The sequence below is a fragment of the Streptomyces sp. NPDC052079 genome (assembly GCF_040680275.1).
GTDB lineage: Bacteria > Actinomycetota > Actinomycetes > Streptomycetales > Streptomycetaceae > Streptomyces.
Genome location: NZ_JBFAWL010000005.1, coordinates 86,042 through 103,760 on the forward strand (window position 1 = coordinate 86,042; position 17,719 = coordinate 103,760).

At 72.2% G+C, this 17,719-nt stretch carries 14 protein-coding genes; 10 read left to right on the forward strand and 4 right to left on the reverse strand.

Annotated features, from left to right (window positions below; translation table 11 throughout):
- Positions 1-534 precede the first annotated feature (534 nt).
- On the reverse strand, positions 535-1,974 hold the full coding sequence (gene gndA / locus AB0L56_RS11205) for an NADP-dependent phosphogluconate dehydrogenase (RefSeq protein WP_365421609.1): 1,440 nt from the start codon (positions 1,972-1,974) through the stop codon (positions 535-537).
- Positions 1,975-2,400: 426 nt separating this feature from the next.
- Between gndA and AB0L56_RS11210 the strand changes: the two genes are divergently transcribed.
- Complete coding sequence (locus AB0L56_RS11210; protein ID WP_365421611.1) at positions 2,401-3,633, forward strand: transglycosylase family protein; 1,233 nt, start codon at positions 2,401-2,403, stop codon at positions 3,631-3,633.
- Here the strand turns inward: AB0L56_RS11210 and AB0L56_RS11215 are convergent.
- Entirely contained in the window at positions 3,623-4,702 is a 1,080-nt protein-coding gene (locus AB0L56_RS11215; protein ID WP_365421614.1) for a DMT family transporter, read from the reverse strand. The two genes, AB0L56_RS11210 and AB0L56_RS11215, sit on opposite strands and share 11 nt — an antisense overlap.
- Before the next feature lie 228 nt (positions 4,703-4,930).
- On the opposite strand from AB0L56_RS11215, the gene AB0L56_RS11220 reads away from it, so the two are divergent.
- The 7 genes from AB0L56_RS11220 (at position 4,931) to AB0L56_RS11250 (ending at position 12,521) form a co-directional block, all read left to right on the forward strand.
- On the forward strand, positions 4,931-5,662 hold the full coding sequence (locus AB0L56_RS11220; protein WP_361028462.1) for a (2Fe-2S)-binding protein: 732 nt from the start codon (positions 4,931-4,933) through the stop codon (positions 5,660-5,662).
- Between the two features lie 50 nt (positions 5,663-5,712).
- Positions 5,713-6,864: a glycogen synthase gene (gene glgA, locus AB0L56_RS11225; RefSeq protein WP_365421617.1), complete on the forward strand. Its 1,152-nt coding sequence runs from the start codon at positions 5,713-5,715 to the stop codon at positions 6,862-6,864.
- A 50-nt stretch (positions 6,865-6,914) separates the two neighbouring features.
- Entirely contained in the window at positions 6,915-8,135 is a 1,221-nt protein-coding gene (gene glgC, locus AB0L56_RS11230; RefSeq protein ID WP_361028468.1) for a glucose-1-phosphate adenylyltransferase, read from the forward strand.
- A gap of 265 nt (positions 8,136-8,400) precedes the next feature.
- Positions 8,401-9,828: a wax ester/triacylglycerol synthase family O-acyltransferase gene (locus AB0L56_RS11235; protein WP_361028471.1), complete on the forward strand. Its 1,428-nt coding sequence runs from the start codon at positions 8,401-8,403 to the stop codon at positions 9,826-9,828.
- A gap of 104 nt (positions 9,829-9,932) precedes the next feature.
- Positions 9,933-11,426, forward strand: coding sequence for an SDR family NAD(P)-dependent oxidoreductase (locus AB0L56_RS11240; RefSeq protein ID WP_361028474.1), 1,494 nt, complete (start codon positions 9,933-9,935; stop codon positions 11,424-11,426).
- A 391-nt stretch (positions 11,427-11,817) separates the two neighbouring features.
- Entirely contained in the window at positions 11,818-11,991 is a 174-nt protein-coding gene (locus tag AB0L56_RS11245) for a hypothetical protein (RefSeq protein WP_361028477.1), read from the forward strand.
- 47 nt (positions 11,992-12,038) lie between these two features.
- Positions 12,039-12,521, forward strand: coding sequence for a GNAT family N-acetyltransferase (locus tag AB0L56_RS11250; protein ID WP_365421623.1), 483 nt, complete (start codon positions 12,039-12,041; stop codon positions 12,519-12,521).
- Positions 12,522-12,752: 231 nt separating this feature from the next.
- Here AB0L56_RS11250 and AB0L56_RS11255 read toward each other — a convergent pair whose 3' ends face one another.
- The gene (locus AB0L56_RS11255) at positions 12,753-13,148 is read right to left on the reverse strand and encodes a VOC family protein (protein WP_361028480.1); all 396 of its coding nucleotides are present in this window, start codon (positions 13,146-13,148) and stop codon (positions 12,753-12,755) included.
- Positions 13,149-13,403: 255 nt separating this feature from the next.
- Positions 13,404-14,039 (reverse strand): MerR family transcriptional regulator, encoded by a 636-nt coding sequence (locus tag AB0L56_RS11260; RefSeq protein ID WP_365421626.1) that lies wholly within the window; start codon positions 14,037-14,039, stop codon positions 13,404-13,406.
- A gap of 87 nt (positions 14,040-14,126) precedes the next feature.
- Between AB0L56_RS11260 and AB0L56_RS11265 the strand changes: the two genes are divergently transcribed.
- On the forward strand, positions 14,127-14,558 hold the full coding sequence (locus tag AB0L56_RS11265) for a DUF3291 domain-containing protein (RefSeq protein WP_365421629.1): 432 nt from the start codon (positions 14,127-14,129) through the stop codon (positions 14,556-14,558).
- 82 nt (positions 14,559-14,640) lie between these two features.
- Positions 14,641-17,667, forward strand: a complete 3,027-nt coding sequence (locus AB0L56_RS11270) for a glycoside hydrolase family 38 C-terminal domain-containing protein (RefSeq protein ID WP_365421632.1) — start codon at positions 14,641-14,643, stop codon at positions 17,665-17,667.
- Positions 17,668-17,719: the final 52 nt, after the last annotated feature.

Here is a 17,719-nt window from a genome sequence, read left to right on the forward strand (position 1 = left end):
AGTCCAGAGCCGATGTCGACCGACAGGCGGAGGACACACGCCATGACGAACACGCACGCGGACCCCTTCCCGCCGGGCCCCACCCTGGGACCGCCACCGGGCCCGGATCCCTCGCCCCCCGACCCTCACCCCGCCCCGGTGCCGCCCCCCGAACCGCCGCCGGGACCCACCCCCACCCCGCCCCCCGAACCTCCCCCGGGACCAACCCCCACCCCGCCGCCGGGACCACCCCCAACTCCGCCCCCCGAACCGCCGCCCGGACCGACCCCCACCCCGCCCCCCGAACCGCCCCCGGGACCGCCCAGCCCGCCGCCGGGACCCGGTCCCGGGCCGGTCCCCCAGCCGCCCGGTCCGGTTCCGCAGCCGCCCCCGCCGCATCCGGGTCCGCCCGAGCCGTCACCGTCACCGATCCCGCCGGGCCCCGAGCCGCCACCGAACCCGGAACCCGGACCGCCGCTGACCTGAAGGGCAGCACGGAGCGCGGGAGGGCGGCGGACCGCCACCTGGCCGTCCGCCGCCCTCCCGCGCGGTGCTCTACGCGGACACCTCCGACCGGTCCCCGCCCCACAGCGTGTGGAACGAGCCCTCGCGGTCCGTACGCCGATAGGTGTGCGCACCGAAGTAGTCCCGCTGGCCCTGGGTCAGCGCGGCCGGCAGACGCTCCGCGCGCAGGGCGTCGTAGTAGGCGAGGGCCGCCGCGAAACCGGGGGTCGGTACGCCCTGGCGGGTCGCCGCGATCAGGACCTCACGCCAGTCGTCCTGCGCCTCGGCGATCTCCTGCGCGAACGTCTTGTCGGACAGCAGGCTCGGCAGGTCCGGGCGCGCGTCGTAGGCGGCGCGGATCCGGTCCAGGAACGCCGCCCGGATGATGCAGCCGCCGCGCCAGATGGCGGCGACCGCGCCGAGGTCGATGTCCCAGTCGTACTCCTCGCTGCCCGCGGCGATCTCGTGGAAGCCCTGTGTGTACGACACGATCTTCGACGCGTACAGGGCCTGCTCCACCCGGTCCGCGAACGCCGCCGCCTCCGCCTCGCTCATCGGCGTGGGCTTCGGGCCGGCCAGCCCGCGCGAGGCCTCACGCAGCGCCGCGTGGCCGGAGAGGGAGCGCGCGAACACCGCTTCGGCGATGCCGGACACCGGCACACCCAGGTCGAGCGCGATCTGCACGGTCCAGCGGCCGGTGCCCTTCTGCTCCGCCTGGTCCACCACCACGTCCACGAACGGCTTGCCCGTCGCCGCGTCCACGTGCGACAGCACCTCGGCCGTGATCTCGATCAGATACGAGTCCAGACGCCCGGTGTTCCAGGTGCGGAAGATCTCGGCGATCTGCGCGGGGGCGTACCCGGCGACATCGCGCAGCAGCTGGTACGCCTCGCCGATCAGCTGCATGTCGGCGTACTCGATGCCGTTGTGCACCATCTTGACGAAGTGCCCGGCGCCGTCCGGGCCGACATGCGTGACGCAGGGGGAGCCGTCCTTCGCCTTGGCGGCGATCTTCTCCAGCATCGGACCCAGGGAGTCGTACGACTCCTTCGGCCCGCCCGGCATGATGCTCGGTCCGTGCAGCGCGCCCTCCTCGCCGCCGGAGACGCCCATGCCCACGAAGTGGATGCCCTGCTCGCGCAGCGCCCGCTCCCGGCGCCGGGTGTCCGCGAAGTGGGCGTTGCCACCGTCGATGATCATGTCGCCGGGCTCCAGCAGCGGGGCGAACTCCTCGATGACCGCGTCCGTCGGCCCGCCGGCCTTCACCATGATGATCAGCCGCCGCGGCCGCTCCAGCGCCGCCACGAACTCCTTGGCCGTCTCGGTCGCCACGAAGCTGCCCTCGTGTCCGAACTCCTCCACCAGCGTGTGCGTGCGCGCCGCGGTCCGGTTGTGCACGGCGACCGTGTAGCCGTTGCGGGCGAAGTTGCGCGCGAGGTTCCGGCCCATGACCGCGAGCCCGGTGACGCCGATCTGCGCTGAACTGCTCATTGAGGTGGCTCCTAGTGACCTGGTATCGGTACTGCCGGTGCGCCGGGTGCTGCCGGTCGACGCCCGCCAGTCCTGCCATCGACCATCCTGACGTGCCGCACTTGGGTGCGCATGCGCGGGTGGTCGAACACCGCGCAGGCACATACGCGCGAAGACACCCGACGTACTCAGCCGCCGCACCCGGCGCCCGGCACTCCCGCCCACCGCACCCCCCCTCGGCCCGTGCGCCCGCCCGGCGCGCGCTCCCGCGTGCCCCCGCGGACGGTCACACCCGCCCGCGCACACGCGCCCCGAGGCATCAACGGGGGCGCAACGGGCGAAAACTCCCGGCCACTTGGCGCATCCGTGCGGCCGATAGCCGCCTTGTCACGGCTAGTTCGCCCCGCTTACTTTTGCCCCTCCTGACGCACTGTCGAGGGGGATTCCATGGCCGTCCGCGGCCGGCACCGCCGGTATCAGCCGAACAGGATCAACCGGGCCTCGCTCACCGTCACCGCGGGCGGGGCCGGAATGGCGCTCCCGCTCATGGGTACGGGCGCCGCCCAGGCCGCCGACGTGGAGACCTGGGACAAGGTCGCCGCCTGCGAGTCGACCAACGACTGGGACATCAACACCGGCAACGGGTACTACGGCGGACTTCAGTTCACCCAGTCCACCTGGGAGGCGTTCGGCGGCACCCGGTACGCGCCCCGTGCGGATCTGGCCACCAAGGACCAGCAGATCGCCGTCGCCGAGAAGGTACTCGACGGACAGGGCCCCGGCGCCTGGCCGGTCTGCTCGGTACGGGCCGGACTGACGCGGGGCGGTGACACACCCCGGATCCAGCCCGTCGCCGGCACATCCGGCGGGAAGGCTGCGAAGGCCGACGCGAAGAAGAAGAGCCGGCCCACCGTCGAGGACGTCAAACCGCACACCACACCCCAGTCGCGCGCGGGCCGTGCCGAGATGTACACCGTGGTCCGCGGCGACACCCTCTCGGGCATCGCGGCGGAGGAGCGGATCCGCGGCGGCTGGAAAGGGCTGTACGACGCCAACCGCTCGACCATCGGCGCCGACCCCGACCTGATCGTGCCCGGCCAGCGCCTCGCCCTGCCCGACGGGACGGCCAAGCCCTCCACCACCCCGTCGAAGCCGGACGGGAGGAAGCCCGAAAAGAAGGCCGAGAAGACCGAAAAGAAGACCGAGAAGAAGTCAGAAAAGAAGACTTCTTCCCGGCGCACCGAGGACCGTGCCGACCGTGCTGCCGCGACCGGCGGGAAGCTGGTCGCCCCCGTCAGCGCCGCCCTCGGCACGCCCTACCACAAGGCCGGATCCGCCTGGTCGAAGGGCTATCACACGGGGATCGACTTCCCCGTCCCCACCGGCACGTCCGTGAAGTCGGTCGCGGCGGGCACCGTGGTGAGCGCCGGCTGGGAGGGGTCGTTCGGCTACCAGGTGGTGGTCCGGCACACCGACGGCCGCTACAGCCAGTACGCCCATCTGTCGGCGATCTCCGTGAAGAGCGGGCAGTCCGTCGGCGCGGGGCAGCGCATCGGCCGGTCCGGTTCGACCGGCAACAGCTCGGGCCCGCATCTGCACTTCGAAGTGCGGACGGGGCCCGGTTTTGGCTCGGACGTCGACCCGGTCGCCTATCTGAGGGCGGGCGGCGTCACGATGTGATGCGCGTCCTGTGCCGGTCCACCACCCCGACCGGCACGTACGGTCCGCCGCAGAAGGGCGCGTACGCCATCAGCGGCGCCGCCGCGGGATCCGCGTCGTCCGGAGCCCCGAGCGGCGCCGGCACCGGCACGTCATCGGGCAGCGTCAGCTGGGCCAGCAGCCGCTCGGCGGCGTCCGCCGCGGGCACGGACGCCGGTACGGCGCTCTTGGCACCGCCCGCCCGCGCCTCCTGGTGCTCACGGGCCAGCCGCTCCGTCGTGAGGAGGATCAACCCGCCGGCCGCCACCACCCCACAGCTCAGTGCGAGCGCCGTGCCCGTGCTGCCGTAGCGGAAGGTCTCGCCGAACATCGTGATGCCGACCACGGCCGCCACCACCGGGTTCATCACCGTCAGCGTGGCCAGCGGGGCCGCCAGGCCGGCACCCCGGTAGGAGGCCTGGGAGAGAAGCATGCCGGCGGTGGCCAGGACGCCGATCACCGCCATGGACGGCAGATCGCCGGCCGACACCCCGCCGGTCCAGTCCACCGCGACGGTCTTGGTGAAGACGGAGGACATGCCGAACGCGACACCGGACGCCATGGCCAGCAGGATGCTGCGCACCGCGGGATGCCGATGCACGGCCCGGGCCGCGACCATCAGCGCCACGACCGCACCCGCCGTCCCCAGCGCCGCCGCCACCCGCTGCGCGCTGCTGAGCGACTGCGCTTCGGCCGCGCCGACCAGGGACAGCAGGCCCGCCAGGCCGACGGTCGCCATGATGGCGCCGCGCCATGCGGTCGCCCCCGCCTTGCGGCCGACGAACAGGGCGGCCATGGGCAGCGCGAACACGATGGTCAGCGCCCCCAGCGGCTGGACAAGACTCAGCGGGCCGTAGGCGAGCGCCACCACGTGGAGCAGCGCGCCCAGACCGTTGAGCGCGACCGCCGCCCACCAGCCCGGCCGGCGCAGCGGTGCGTACTGCTGCGCGCCGGGTGAGGACACCGCGACCTGCTCCTGCACGATCGCGCCGGCGGCGTACGCCACGGCGGACACGAACGACAGCACCACGGACAACGCGAGGGCGCTCATCGGCTGTTCCTCTGCGTGAGGCCGGGGCGGCGGGCCCGGCGCGGCGAACGGTCGGCTCTCATGAGCAACACGATGCCGTGTCAGGCTCTTCCCGTCGTCGTCCCTGAGCACTCAATGAGTCCTACTGCCGATGGAGTACGACGACGACCCCGTCATCCCCTGGGTGGGCGCCCCAAGACGGAGGGCCCCTGGTTGCTGCCCCTAGGGGACTTGGTACTACTGCACGTCGTGGACCTCGACCCCCGCCTCACCGCCCTTCACCGGCTCGGTGGCTTCTTCGTACTGCGCACGACAGGAGTCCGCTCCCTTCCCACGCTCGCCCAGGCATACGTCCCCGGACCCCCGGATGTTCACGGCGACTTCCTGACCTCGCGGGTGCGCCGGGTCGCCGCCGCCCTCCGTACGCCCGAGGCGCGGGTCGCCGCGTCGGTGGCCCACCAGGGACTCGCCGCCCGCCTGTGGTCCGTCGCCCTGGGCTCCGCCGCGCTCTACGGCGCCGTCCCCGACCTCGGCCCGCACCTGCTGCGCTGGGACCCGGAGGCCGGAGCCCCCGACGACCTGTGGCTGACCGAGGTACGTCCGCTGCCCGGCGACGCGCCCATCCTCGCCGACCTGGTGCTGCGCGGCCACCTCGAACCCCTGGCCGAGGCCCTGCGCTCCCGCCACCGCGTCGCCCCGGGACTGCTGCGCGGCAACGCCGCCTCCGCGCTCGCGGGTGCCGCCCGGGAGCTGAACCATTGGGCGCGCCGCCACGGCCGTACGGACGTCGCCGCGCGCGCCGCCTCCCTGACCCGCGCACTTCTCGCGGACCCGCTGCTCGCCGGCGCCGGAACCCTCACCGGCACCGCCTTCCGGCGCCGCAGCTGCTGTCTGTACTACCGGGTGCCCGGCGGGGGAGTCTGCGGCGACTGCTGCTTCGCACGGCCGCCCGGCTCTTCCCCACGCGCCCCAACTGGGTGACCATGAGGGGAACGTCTGCTCAAACGTCTGCTCGGACAGGGGGTTCGCGGGTGCGCGTGGGACTGCTGAGCAGGGAGTACCCCCCGGACGTGTATGGCGGCGCGGGAGTCCATGTCGAGTTCCTGGCCCGGGAGCTGCGCCCCCTGGTGGACCTCGAGGTGCACTGCTGGGGTGAGGGCAGGGCGGACGGCGTCCTGCGCCATCGGCCCTGGTCCACGCTCGACGGCGCCAACGACGCGCTGCGCACCTTCTCCGTGGATCTCGCCATGGCCGCCGCCCTGGAGGGCCGCCACCTGGTCCACTCCCACACCTGGTACGCCAACCTCGGCGGTCACCTCGCGAAGCTGCTGTACGGCATCCCGCACGTGATGACCGCCCACTCCCTGGAGCCGCTGCGCCCCTGGAAGACCGAGCAGCTCGGTGGTGGCTACGCGCTGTCGGGCTGGGCCGAGCGCACCGCCGTCGAGACCGCCGACGCCGTGATCGCCGTGTCCGCCGCCATGCGCGAGGACATCCTCGGCTGCTACCCGGCCCTCGACCCCGGCCGGGTGCACGTGGTGCACAACGGCATCGACACCCGCCTGTACCGCCCCGACCCCGGCACCGACGCCCTCGACCGGATCGGCCTGGACCGGTCCCGCCCCTATGTGCTGTTCGTCGGCCGGATCACCCGGCAGAAGGGCGTGCCGCAGCTGCTGCGTGCCGTGCGCGGCATCGACCCGTCCGCGCAGGTCGTGCTGTGCGCCGGCGCCCCGGACACGCCCGAGATCGACCGGGAGTTCCGCGAGCTGTACAAGGAGCTGAGCCGGGTCCGCGAGGGGGTGCACTGGATCCCGCAGATGCTGCCGCGTCCGGAGGTGATCCAGCTGCTCACCCACGCCGCCGTGTTCGTGTGCCCCTCGGTGTACGAGCCGCTCGGCATCGTCAACCTGGAGGCCATGGCCTGCGGCACCGCGGTGGTCGCCTCCCGGGTCGGCGGTATCCCCGAGGTGGTGGCGGACGGCTCGACGGGGGTACTCGTGGAGGCGGACGACGGCTTCGAGGCGGGCCTCGCGCGGGCCCTCGACTCCGTCCTCGGCGACCCGGCCATGGCACGGCGGATGGGCGAGGCGGGACGGGAACGCGCGGTCACGGAGTTCGGCTGGGAGGCGGTGGCCCGGCGCACGGTCCTGCTCTACGAGGAGATCCTCAAACAGGCTTAGCCCGGTCCGTCCGGGGCAGTCTTGGGAAAATCGGCGTGAGGGGAGCGGCCATGCGTCGTGGTGGTCCTTCGGTCCTGGGAATCGTGCTGGCGGGCGGCGAGGGCAAGCGCCTGATGCCCCTCACGGCGGACCGCGCCAAACCCGCGGTCACCTTCGGCGGCACCTACCGACTGGTCGACTTCGTGCTGTCCAACCTCGTGAACGGCGACATCCTGCGCATCTGCGTGCTCACCCAGTACAAGTCGCACTCGCTGGACCGGCACGTCACCACCACCTGGCGCATGTCGAGCCTGCTCGGCAACTACATCACCCCCGTCCCCGCCCAGCAGCGTCTCGGCCCGCACTGGTACCTGGGCAGCGCCGACGCGATCCTGCAGTCGCTGAACCTGATCTACGACGAACAGCCGGAGTACGTGGCGGTGTTCGGCGCCGACCACGTCTACCGCATGGACCCGCGCCAGATGCTGGCCCAGCACATCGAGAGCGGCGCGGGGGTCACGGTGGCGGCCATCCGGGTGCCGCGCTCGCAGTCCTCCGCCTTCGGCGTGATCACCCCCGGCTCGGACGGCCTGACCGTGGACCGCTTCCTGGAGAAGCCCGCCGACCCGCCCGGACTGGCCGACGACCCCGAGCGCGTATTCGCCTCGATGGGCAACTACATCTTCACCACCAAGGCGCTCATCGAGGCCCTGCAGCGCGACGCCGAGGACGAGAACTCGGTGCACGACATGGGCGGTTCGATCCTGCCCCAGCTCACCGACCGGGTCGAGGCACACCTGTACGACTTCAGCTCCAACCATGTGCCCGGCGAGACCAGCCGGGACCAGGGGTACTGGCGGGACGTCGGCACCCTGGACGCGTACTACGAGTCGCACATGGACCTGATCGCCGAGCGCCCCGCGTTCAACCTCTACAACCGGCAGTGGCCCATCTACACCCACTCCGGCCAGCTCTCCCCGGCCCGCTTCAACGCCGGTGGCATGGCGAGCGAGTCGATCATCAGCGCCGGCTCTCTGATCCGGGGGCAGGTCACGCAATCCGTGCTGTCGCCGGGTGTGCTGGTCGACCCGGGGGCGGTGGTGCAGGGCTCGGTGCTGCACGACAACGTCCACATCGGGCGGGGCGCGGTGGTGCGCGGGGCGGTGCTCGACAAGAACGTCGAGGTGCCGCCGGGCGCGACGATCGGCGTCAACCCGGACCGCGACGCGGAGCTGTACACGGTCTCCGAGGGCGGCGTGATCGCCCTCGGCAAGGGACAGCTGGTGCCGTAAGGGGTGTGGGCCGGTCAGCCGTCACCCTCCTCCGGCGGCCCGCGCCCGTCCGGGTGGCGTCCGTCACCCGGTGGGACCGTGAACGCGCCGCAATGGCCCCGTGCCGCACACACGCCCCGCCCTTTCGGCCGCACCCGGAGGGCGTACGCAGACGTCACATGCTGTTAACTTTGTGTAGCCAGATCGTACTTGACCGTAATCGGCCGGGAGCGATTGACTGCTGATCCGTTCCGTTCCGTTCCCGTCGTCGACGCGAGGCCCGACCATGACCGCAGACCCGCTCGCCCCTCTCGACCTGGCGTTCTGGAACATCGAGTCCGCCGGTCACCCGATGCATCTCGCCGCGCTCGGAATCTTCTCCGCCGGCTCGCCCTCCGCGGCCGCGCACGCGGCCGATCTGCTGGCCGCCCGTGCCGCCGCCGTGCCGGGCCTGCGGATGCGCATCCGCGACACCTGGCAGCCGCTCCGCCTGCGGCCGTCCCTGTCGGCGCTGCGCCCCCCATGGCCGGGCCCCGGCAACGCCCTCACGGCCGCGCTGCGGCAGCCGCTCGCCTCGGCGGTGCGCGGGTCGCTCGCCTTCGGCGGCGCCAGCCGGGAACCCGACCCCGGCTTCGACCCCCTCGACCACGTCCGGCTGCACCCCCCGGCCGACGACTTCCACGCGGCGGCCGGACCGCTCATGGGCCGCCCGCTGGAACGCACCCGGCCGCCCTGGGAGGCCCATGTGCTGCCGGGGGAGGACGGGGTCTCCTTCGCCGTCCTGTTCAAGTTCCATCACGCCCTCGCCGACGGACTGCGCGCCCTGACCCTGGCCGCCGCCCTGATGGACCCCATGGACCTGCCCGCACCCCGGCCCCGTCCCGCGGAGCCCCCGCGCGGACTGCTCCCGGACGTGCGCGAGGTGCCCGGCCTGGTGCGGGACGCCCTGTCCGAGGCGGGCCGGGCCCTGGACATCGGCGCCGCCGTCGCCCGCTCCACCCTGGACATGCGCTCCTCGCCCGCGCTGACCTGCGCGCCCAGCGGCACCCGCCGCACCGCCGGAGCGGTCGTCGACCTCGACGAGGTGCACCGGATCCGCAAGAGCGCCGGCGGCACCGTCAACGACGTCACGATCGCGGTCGTCGCCGGCGCCCTGCGCCGCTGGCTCGACGAGCGCGGCGACGGCAGCGAGGGCGTCGCCCCGCGCGCCCTCATCCCCGTCTCCCGTCGCCGGCCGCGCACCGCCCACCCACAGGGCAACCGGCTCTCCGGGTACTTGATACGGCTCCCCGTCGACGAGCGGGACCCGCTCACCCGGCTCACCCGGGTGCGTACCGCCATGGACCGCAACAAGGACGCCGGCCCCCACCGTGGCGCGGGCGCCGTCGCCCTGCTCGCCGACCATGTGCCGCCGCTCGGCCACCGGCTCGGCGGACCACTGCTGGGCCAGGCGGCCCGGCTCTGGTTCGACGTCCTGGTCACCAGCGTGCCGCTGCCCGGCTTCGGCCTGCGGCTCGGCGGCGACCCGCTCGGTGCCGTCTTCCCGCTCGCGCCGCTGGCCCCGGGGCACTCCCTCGCGGTCGCGATCTCCACCTACCGCGGGCGCGTCCACTACGGCCTGGTCGCCGACGGCGCGGCCGTAGTGGACCTCGACCGCCTGGCCCACGCGCTGACCGAGGAGGTGACGACGCTGACCGCCGTCTGCGATCACTGAAGGACCGCGGTTTGGTACTGCCGCCCGGCGCTCCGTAAAATCCCCCGTTCGACAGCGGATGCGAACGGAGCGCCGCGACGGCAGAGCGGGAAACGGCAGCGGCGATGACGGTGACACAGAACGGCCCCGAGGCCGCGGACGCGGCGGCATACGGGCCCGGCATCGACCCGGAGCGGCTGGCCGTCTGCCTCAGCGTGCTCGAGGAACTGGACAAGCTCGACGTCGACCACCCGGACGCGATCCTGGTCCGCAGGGCCACCTCGCACATCTACCGCACGGTCAAGCAGCGCCGCCGCCAGGAACGCCGGGCCGCCAAGACCGCCCACGACAAGGCGGTCACCGAGGCCACCGCCACCGGCTCCGCCGAGCGCATCGACGACGAGACCGAGGGCATCCTGCCCTCCTCCCGGGTCGAGCCCGGCCGGATCGCGGGAATACTCCAGCGCCCCCGCTCGTGCTACGTCTGCAAGACCCGCTACGTCGAGGTCGACTACTTCTACCACCAGCTCTGCCAGAAGTGCGCCGCCGAGAACCGGGCCCGGCGCGACGCCCGGACCGACCTCACCGGCAAGCGGGCGCTGCTCACCGGCGGCCGCGCCAAGATCGGCATGTACATCGCGCTGCGGCTGCTGCGCGACGGCGCCCACACGACAATCACCACGCGGTTCCCCAAGGACGCCATCCGCCGTTTCAAGGCCATGGACGACTCCGCGGACTGGATGCACCGCCTGGAGGTCGTCGGTATCGACCTGCGCGACCCCGGCCAGGTGGTCGCCCTGGCCGACCAGGTCGCGGAGCAGGGCCCGTTGGACATCCTGATCAACAACGCCACCCAGACGGTCCGCCGTCTGCCGTCGGCGTACGCCGCGCTCGTGGAGGGCGAGAGCGCCCCGCTGCCGGCCGGTGAGCTGCCCGCCCACCACGTCATCGGCGCCTTCAACTCCGGCGCGGTCGGCGGACTGAGCGCGCTGCCCGTCGGGGCCGGCGGACTGGACGCGCAGAAGGTGGCCGACCTCGCCCTGGTCGCGGGCAACGCCAGCGTGGAACGGCACCGTGAGGGCACCGCCATCGACGCGGGCGGCCTGGTGCCCGACGTCGTCGAGTCCAACACCTGGGTCCAGACCATCGAGCAGATCTCCCCGGTGGAGCTGCTGGAGACCCAGCTGTGCAATTACACGGCACCGTTCATCCTGATCAGCGCGTTGCGTCCGGTGATGGCGGAGGCGGCGCGCCGTGCCTCCACCGGGCGTGCGTACGTAGTCAACGTCTCGGCGATGGAAGGCGTGTTCGCCCGCGGTTACAAGGGTGCCGGGCACCCCAACACCAATGCGGCCAAGGCCGCCATGAACATGGTGACGCGGACCAGTGCGCAGGAGATGTTCGACACCGACCGCATTCTGATGACCTCGGTCGACACCGGCTGGATCACCGACGAGCGTCCCCACTTCGACAAGCTGCGCCTCGCCGATGAGGGCTTCCACGCCCCGCTCGACCTGGTGGACGGCGCGGCCCGGGTCTACGACCCGATCGTGCGCGGCGAGGCGGGCGAGGACCTGTACGGCGTCTTCCTGAAGGACTACGCGCCCGGCCGGTGGTGACGGGGACGCCCCGTCCATGCGAGCTTGTCGAAACTGTCGACGCCCCTGTACGCCGAATGGGTGAACGGGAACGCCGTATGCATGGCGAAATAGCAGCATATGGCGGTTGATGGAAACCGCCCTGTCGCATGATTGTTACCGGCCGTTTCGAGCCCCATCGAGCGGGGGGCCGCTCATTTGGTTAGTCTGATGCGGACGGACAGCACTTAGGGTCCTACCCGCACCCACGGTCCGTCTGGGACAAGCCGGTTCATCACGGCCTGCTCTCACCCGAGTTACCAGGCGCCACCGCGTCGGAACGGCTTTCAACCAGACCCGAGCGGACGTCAGGCGCCAGGCACAGGGCCGACGCAGTACGTCCCTAGGGTGACCGACACATAAGGAGTGCGCGGTGACACCGGAGCAGACGAAACGCGAAGAGCGCCCCAAGGAACGCACGGAACGTACCGGCCGCAGGCCAGGGGAGCTCGGGAGTCTCGAGGTGTGGGCCCGTTCGGCCCCGATCCGCCTGGCGGGTTACGAGGACGACCTCGCCGAACCGCACATCCTGCCCAGCGTCGACTGACACCCGTCCCGCGCCGCCCGGTCCGGGGGCGTGCCGGACTCGCGCCCATGCTGATCAGGGAAGCGACCCCCGAGGACTGGCCAGGCATCTGGCCGTTCTGGCACTGCATCGTCGCCGCCGGCGAGACATACGCCTGGGACCCGGGCACCTCCGAGGAGGCTGCCCGGGTCCTGTGGACCGGTCCGGGGAAGCAGGTGTACGTCGTGGAGGACGACACCGGAGCCGTCGTCGCCTCGGCCTATGTCACCCCCAACTACGGCGGCCCCGCCGCGCGCATCGCCAACGCGGGCTTCATGGTCGACCCCGACCGGGCCGGGCGGGGCGTGGGCCGCCTGCTCGCCGAGCACGTCCTGGCCGAGGCGCGGGACGCGGGCTACCGGGGCATGGTCTTCAACGCGGTCGTCGAGACCAACCCGGCGGTGACACTGTGGACTTCACTCGGTTTCACCATCCTCGGGACGGTGCCCGGGGCGTTCGACCACCCCCGGCACGGCACGGTCGGGCTGCACATCATGTACCGGGCGCTGTGACGGACCCGGCCTGGGTTGCGCAGCCCGGCGCTTGCGGGGTGCCGCCGCGCCCACCCTCCCCCACTCTCGACTTCGCTCGAGCGGGGGGACCCCCATCGCCCTGGGGGTACCTCCCAGGCCCTTAAGGCACTGGGGGAGGCACGACTGCCCGCGGATCGCGGCAGGCGGCAGCGGAGCGCGGCACGGCTGCCCGCGGGGCGCGGCAGGCGGCAGCCGGGCGCCGGGGTGGACTCAGGGTCGTGCGTAGGGACGGGTCATGATTTCCATGTTGTGGCCGTCGGGGTCGTCGAAGTAGGCGCCGCGTCCGCCGAAGAGGCCGTTGACCCGGCCGGGCTCCGTGTGGCCGGGGTCCGCGTAGTAGGTGACCCCGGCCGCCTCCAGGCGCGCGATCATGGCGTCGAACCCTTCCTCCGGTACCAGGAAGGCGTAGTGCTGGGATTGGATCGGCTCGCCGCGCATCTCGTAGTAGTCGAGGGTCACGCCGTTGCCCAGGTCGACAGGGAGGAACGGGCCGAACGGGGCGCCTACTTCCAGCCCCAGTATCCCGGCGAGGAAGTCGGCGGAGGCCTGGCGGTCGCTCGCGTAGACGGCGGTGTGGTTGAGCTCGATGTGCTGTGCTTCGGGCATGTCGGGATGAGTCTCCGGTTTCGGTTTCCTGGGTGGGTCCGCGCGCCGGGGCGCGCGAGGGAACGGAACGCGGAGAGAAGCGGCGGGCCACGGGCCTGGGCCCGGTCCCGCACGGGCGGGGGAGCGCCCCGCATCGGCCTCACACCGAGGCCGGGAACGCCCTTCGTGTATGGCCTACGGCCGACCCGGCAGTCACCCACCCGACCCTAGGCCCTCCCCGCCGGTCACGGCAAGATCAAAAGACAGGCCCCAAAACTACGTGTGCCCGTCCCCGCCGTGACGTGCCGTCGACTCGTTCTCCTGTGCCAGCCGGCGCAGGGCCATCAGGGCCGGTTCCAGCAGGAAGGTCAGCAGCACCGCCTGCTCGGCCTTCTCCAGCGGGTCCGTGATCGTTTCGATCCGGTCCAGGTCGTGCCGGGCCGTGCGCTCGGCGAGTTCGGCGTAGGGGAGCAGGGCCTGCCAGTCGTAGTCGATGTCCAGGGAGCGCAGGGCCCGCAGCGTCTCGTCGATGGTCCGCCGTGCCGGGTTGGACTCGGAGACCGACCAGCCCATCGCGTCGACCAGGGCCGCGGCCTCCGGGTTCGTCTCCTCCCCGGCCGTGTCCGGAGCCCCGGCGCCGGGCGGCCGGATGCCGAAGGCGATGCCGAGCACCTCGTGGATGTCGCCGCGGTGCTCGGTCATGGCGTCCAGGACCTGCTTGGCCGACGCCACGGACAGGCCGCGCACGCCGACGAGTGCGCGGATCAGCCGCAGCCGCCTGAGGTGGGTCTCGTCGTACTCGGCCTGAGTCGCCGCGGTGGCACGGCCGGGTGGCAGCAGCCCTTCCCGCAGGTAGTACTTGATCGTCGCGTTGGGCACCCCGCTGCGGCGGCTGAGTTCCGAGATTCTCACGTGCTTCTCCGCTCTCCTCCGGCAATTGGGTAGCGCCACTGTCTAATCTGGATAGTGTCACTCACCAGCCATGGAGGCGAGACTATCGTGCCTACTCTTCCCTGGGTCACCCCGAATCCGCCCCGCCCCGGCATCCAGGCCTTGGTCATGGCCTCCCGCTTCGAGGTCCGGTCGCTGAAGGACGTCCCCCGCTTCTTCTGGAAGTCGCTGTCCGCCTGGGGCCAGGTCCGCAAGGCACCCGGGGCGCTCGGCGCCTCCCTGGAGGCCAAACCGTTCGGCAAGGTCTTCTACACGCTGTCCGCGTGGGAGAGCCGGGACGCGCTGTACACCTACGCCCGGACCGACCCGCACAAGAGCGTCATGACCGGCCTGCGCGCCACGATGCGCGACTCGACGTTCGCCTTCTGGGAGGTGCCCGCCGACCGGCTGCCGATCGACTGGGCCCACGCCAAGCGCCGCATCGAGGAGCAGGCGCGGACACAAGGCGGCGCCCCGGACGGGCACGGCGGCGGGCGCTGACCCGCTCCCTGGTTCGGGCGGGTGCGCACCGGGGGAGTGGTACACCTGGTGACCGCCCGCCCTCAACCATGGAGCGCCCCGCATGCATGACGACCGCACCCTGGTCGAAGCCCGCCTCAAGCGCGTCCTCGACGAGCGCATCCGCCCCGCGGTGTATCCCGAGTCCGTTCCCCTCGAGGTCGCGGTGTGGCACGCACCGGGAGAACCCGTCCCCGTCGCCGAGGGACTCGCCGCCGAACCCGAGCCCGTTAAGGTGGGCGCCCGCTGGGGCGCGCCCTGGGGCACCAGCTGGTTCCGGGTCACCGGGACGGTCCCCGAGGCCTGGTCCGGGAGGACCGTGGAGGCGGTCCTGGACCTCGGCTTCGACGAGAACATGCCCGGCTTCCAGTGCGAGGGCCTGGTCTACCGGCCCGACGGCACCCCCATGAAGGGCCTCAACCCGCGCAACCAGTGGGTGCGCATCGGCGCGCCCGTCGAGGGCGGGGAGGAGGTGCGCCTGCACATCGAGGCCGCCTCCAACCCGGTCATCATGGGCTACCACCCCTTCATGCCGACCCCGCTCGGCGACCAGGACACCGCCGGCAGCGCACCGCAGTACACGCTGGCCCGCATGGACCTCGCCGTCCTCGACGAGACGGTGTGGCAACTGGTGGTCGACCTCGAAGTGCTCGGTGAGCTGATGGCCGAGCTGCCGGCCGACGCGCCCCGCCGGTGGGAGATCCTGCGCGCGGTGGAGCGGGCCCTGGACGCCGTGGACCTCCAGGACGTGAACGGCACCGCGGAGCGGGCCCGTGCCTGCCTCACCGAGGTGCTGTCCGCCCCCGCCGTCCCCTCCGCGCACCGCATCAGCGCCGTCGGGCACGCCCATATCGACTCGGCGTGGCTGTGGCCGCTGCGCGAGACCGTGCGCAAGGTCGCCCGTACGGCCACCAACATGACCGCACTGCTCGACGACGAGCCCGAGTTCGTCTTCGCCATGTCGCAGGCCCAGCAGTGGGCCTGGGTGAAGGAACACCGGCCCGAGGTCTGGGCACGGGTGAAGAAGGCCGTCGCCGACGGAGGGTTCGTGCCGGCCGGCGGCATGTGGGTGGAGTCGGACACCAACATGCCCGGCTCGGAGGCGATGGCCCGGCAGTTCGTGCACGGCAAGCGGTTCTTCCTCGAGGAGTTCGGCATCGAGAACGACGAGGTCTGGCTGCCGGACACCTTCGGCTTCGCCGCCGGACTGCCCCAGATCATCAAGGCCGCGGGCTCCAAGTACCTGCTGACGCAGAAGATCTCCTGGTCGCGGACGAACAAGTTCCCGCACCACACCTTCCGCTGGGAGGGCATCGACGGCACCCGGGTCTTCACCCACTTCCCGCCCGTCGACACCTACAACTGCTCCATGCGGGGCGCCGAAATCGCCCACGCGGTCCGCAACTTCAAGGACAAGGGCGCCGCCCGCCACTCCCTCGCACCCACCGGATGGGGCGACGGGGGCGGCGGCACCACCCGCGAGATGGTGGCCAAGGCGGCCCGGCTGCGGAACCTGGAGGGCTCCGCGACCGTGACCTGGGAGACACCGTCCGCCTTCTTCGTCAAGGCGGAGGCCGAGTACGCCGAACCGCCGGTCTGGGTCGGCGAGCTCTACCTGGAACTGCACCGCGCCACCCTCACCAGCCAGGCCGGCACCAAACAGGGCAACCGCCGCAGCGAACATCTGCTGCGCGAGGCCGAACTGTGGGCGGCCACGGCGGCCGTACGGACCGGTGCCCCCTACCCCTACGAGGAACTGGACCGGATCTGGAAGACGGTGTTGCTGCACCAGTTCCACGACATCCTGCCCGGCACCTCCATCGCCTGGGTGCACCGCGAGGCCCGCGCCACCTACGCCCGGATCGCCCGGGAGCTGAACGACATCATCGACACCGCCCAGCGCGCCCTCGCCGGTGAGGGGACGGTCCCCCTCGTCTTCAACGCGGCCCCGCACCCCCGGGTCGGCGTCCCCGCGGGCGGCGCCCGTCCGGCGGCGGACAGCGAAGGGCGTACGACCCTCGCACCGCGCCCCGGCGGCGGGAACGTCCTCGACAACGGGCTGCTCCGGATCGGGATCGACGCCCGCGGCCTGCTGGTCTCCGCTTACGACATCGAAGCCGAGCGCGAGACCGTCGCCCCAGGACGCGCCGGCAACCTCCTCCAACTCCACCCGGATCTGCCGAACATGTGGGACGCCTGGGACGTCGACGAGTTCTACCGGAACACGGTCACCGACCTGACCGACGCCGACGAGGTGACGGCCGGCGACGACGGCGCCTCGGTGCGGATCGTCCGCTCTTTCGGCGGCTCCCGGGTGAGCCAGGTGCTGACGCTGCCTCCGGGGGAGCGGCGGCTGGTGGTGGACACCGAGGTCGACTGGCACGAGACGGAGAAGTTCCTCAAGCTCGCCTTCCCGCTCGACCTGCACGCCGAACGGTACGCGTCCGAGACGCAGTTCGGTCACTTCTTCCGGCCCACCCACACCAACACCTCCTGGGAGGCGGCCAAGTTCGAGGCGTGCAACCACCGCTTCGTCCACCTCCAGGAACCGGACTGGGGTGTCGCGGTCGTCAACGACTCGACCTACGGCCACGATCTGACCCGTACGGTCCGCACCGACGGCGACCACGGCACCACCACGACGGTCCGCGTCTCCCTGCTGCGCGCCCCGCGCTTCCCCGATCCCGAGACCGACCAGGGGGTGCACCGCTTCCGGCACGCGCTGCTGCCGGGCGCGTCCATCGGCGACGCCGTGCGCGAAGGGTGGCGGATCAATCTCCCCGAGCGGCGGCGCACCGGGGCGGGCGAGGTGGCGCCGCTGGTGACGGCCGACCGGGACGCGGTGGTGATCACGGCGGTCAAGCTGGCCGACGACGGCAGCGGCGACGTCGTCGTCCGCTTCCACGAGGCCCACGGCGCCCGCGCCCGCGCCACGCTCACCACCGGGTTCGCCGTCACCGGCGTGGAGGTGACCGACCTGCTGGAACGACCGCTGGCCGGCACACCGGCGCCCCCGCTCGACGGCGAGCGGATCACCGTGCGCCTGCGCCCCTTCGAGCTGATGACGCTACGGCTGAAGCGGACGGCATGAGCGGTGTAAACCGGCGCCGGCTCGATGCCCCCGCGAACGGCCGTGACCGTTC